The following is a 2,093-nucleotide window of genomic DNA, read 5'->3' as shown; positions in this document are numbered from 1 at the left end:
CGGCGTGACGCTTGCGCGCCTCAGGCATGTCGCGCTTGCGCGTCGGTTGCGCGCCGCGCGCGGCCGCCGACGCGGCCGATCCTGCTGGCGCGCGCGCTCCCCTGGGAGGGTCCTCCGCCTTGCCTCCCCGATCCGTGACCGCCGGCCCGGACGCCCGCCGCGTCGTTCACCGCTAGGAAGGATGCCGGCAACGGAAGGAGCACGGGATGGCCGGGGACGAGCGACGCAGGCGGCGCGAGAGCGAGTTCGTGCGGGAGCCGCTCTGGTGGCGCGACGCCGTCATCTACCAGCTTCACCCGAAATCCTTCATGGACGCCAATGACGACGGCGTCGGCGACTTCGCCGGGCTGATCGGCAAGCTCGACTACATCGCCAGCCTCGGCGTGGACGCGATCTGGCTGCTGCCCTTCTACCCCTCGCCGCGGCGCGACGACGGCTACGACATCGCCGACTACACGGGCGTCCATCCCGACTACGGCAAGCTCGCCGATGTCCGCCGCTTCGTGGACGCGGCCCATGCGCGCGGCATGAAGGTGATCACGGAGCTCGTGCTGAACCACACCAGCAGCGACCATCCCTGGTTCCAGCGCGCCCGGCTCGCACCGAAAGGATCCTGGCAGCGCGATTTCTACGTCTGGTCCGACGACGACCGGCGCTACGCCGGCACCCGCGTGGTGTTCTGCGACATCGAGCCGTCGAACTGGACCTGGGACCCCGTGGCCGGCCAGTACTACTGGCATCGCTTCTACGCCCACCAGCCCGACCTCAACTTCGACAACCCGCGCGTGCTCGCCGCCATGCTGCGCGTCATGCGCTTCTGGGCCGATCTCGGCGTGGACGGCTTCCGGCTCGACGCGGTCTCCTACCTCGTGGAGCGCGAGGGCACGTCGAACGACAACCTGCCCGAGACGCATGCCATCCTGAAGCGGCTGCGCGCCGAGCTCGAGCGCCGCCATCCCGGCCGCATGCTGCTGGCGGAAGCCAATCTCTGGCCCGAGGACGTCCGCGCCTATTTCGGCGAGGGCGACGAGTGCCACATGTGCTTCCACTTCCCGCTCATGCCGCGGATGTACATGGCGGTGGCGCAGGAGGACCGCTTCCCCGTCACCGACATCCTGCGCCAGACGCCCGAGCTGCCGGAGGGCTGCCAATGGGCGGTGTTCCTGCGCAACCACGACGAGCTGACGCTCGAGATGGTGACGGATGCGGAGCGCGACGCGCTCTGGTCCACCTATGCCGCGGACAGCCGGGCGCGCCTGAATCTCGGCATCCGCCGGCGCCTGGCACCCCTGATGGAGCGCGACCGGCGACGGATCGAGCTGATGAACGGGCTGCTGCTGTCGATGCCCGGCACGCCGGTGATCTACTACGGCGACGAGATCGGCATGGGCGACAACGTGTATCTGCGCGACCGCGACGGGGTGCGCACGCCGATGCAGTGGTCGCCCGACCGCAATGGCGGCTTCTCGCGTGCCGATCCCGCGGCGCTGGTGCTGCCGCCGATCCAGGACCCGCTCTACGGCTTCCAGTCGGTGAACGTGGAGACGCAGCTCCGCGACTCCACCAGCCTGCTGAACTGGACCCGCCGCATGCTCGCGCTGCGCAAGCGCACCCGCGCCTTCGGCCGCGGCACGCTGCGGCTGCTCTACCCCGGCAACCGCAAGGTGCTCGCCTATCTGCGCGAATACGAGGGCGAGGTCGCGCTCTGTGTCTTCAACCTCTCCCGCGCGGCGCAGGCGGTGGAGCTCGACCTGTCGGAGCTCGCGGGTCGCGTGCCGGTCGAGATGTTGGGCGGCACGCCCTTCCCGCCGGTCGGGCCGCTGCCCTACGTGCTGACGCTGCCGCCCTATGCGTTCCACTGGTTCCTGCTTGCACAGGGCGCCGCCCTGCCGGCCTGGCACGTGCCCGCGCCGGAGCCGCTGCCGGAGCTGCGCACGCTGGTGGTCCGTCCGGGCGCCGAGCGGCTGATCGCCGAGGCGCGCGCGCTGCTGGAGCGGGAGGTGCTGCCGGCCTGGCTGCCGTTGCGGCGCTGGTTCGCAGGGGCGTCGCTCGGCGGCGCCGGCGCGCATCTGGCGCTTGCGGTGCTGCTGCCG

At 71.0% G+C, this 2,093-nt stretch carries 1 protein-coding gene; it reads left to right on the top strand.

The window, feature by feature from the left end; translation table 11 throughout:
- Positions 1 to 206: 206 nt before the first annotated feature.
- Positions 207 to 2,093 (top strand): maltose alpha-D-glucosyltransferase (treS, locus tag L2I40_RS22345; RefSeq protein ID WP_237217521.1); only part of this gene is annotated, 1,887 nt, incomplete at its 3' end.

Source organism: Falsiroseomonas oryziterrae (assembly GCF_021864505.1).
Lineage (GTDB): Bacteria > Pseudomonadota > Alphaproteobacteria > Acetobacterales > Acetobacteraceae > Falsiroseomonas > Falsiroseomonas oryziterrae.
Note: the sequence above shows the minus strand (reverse complement) of the source record. Positions and strands in the feature narration are given on the sequence as shown.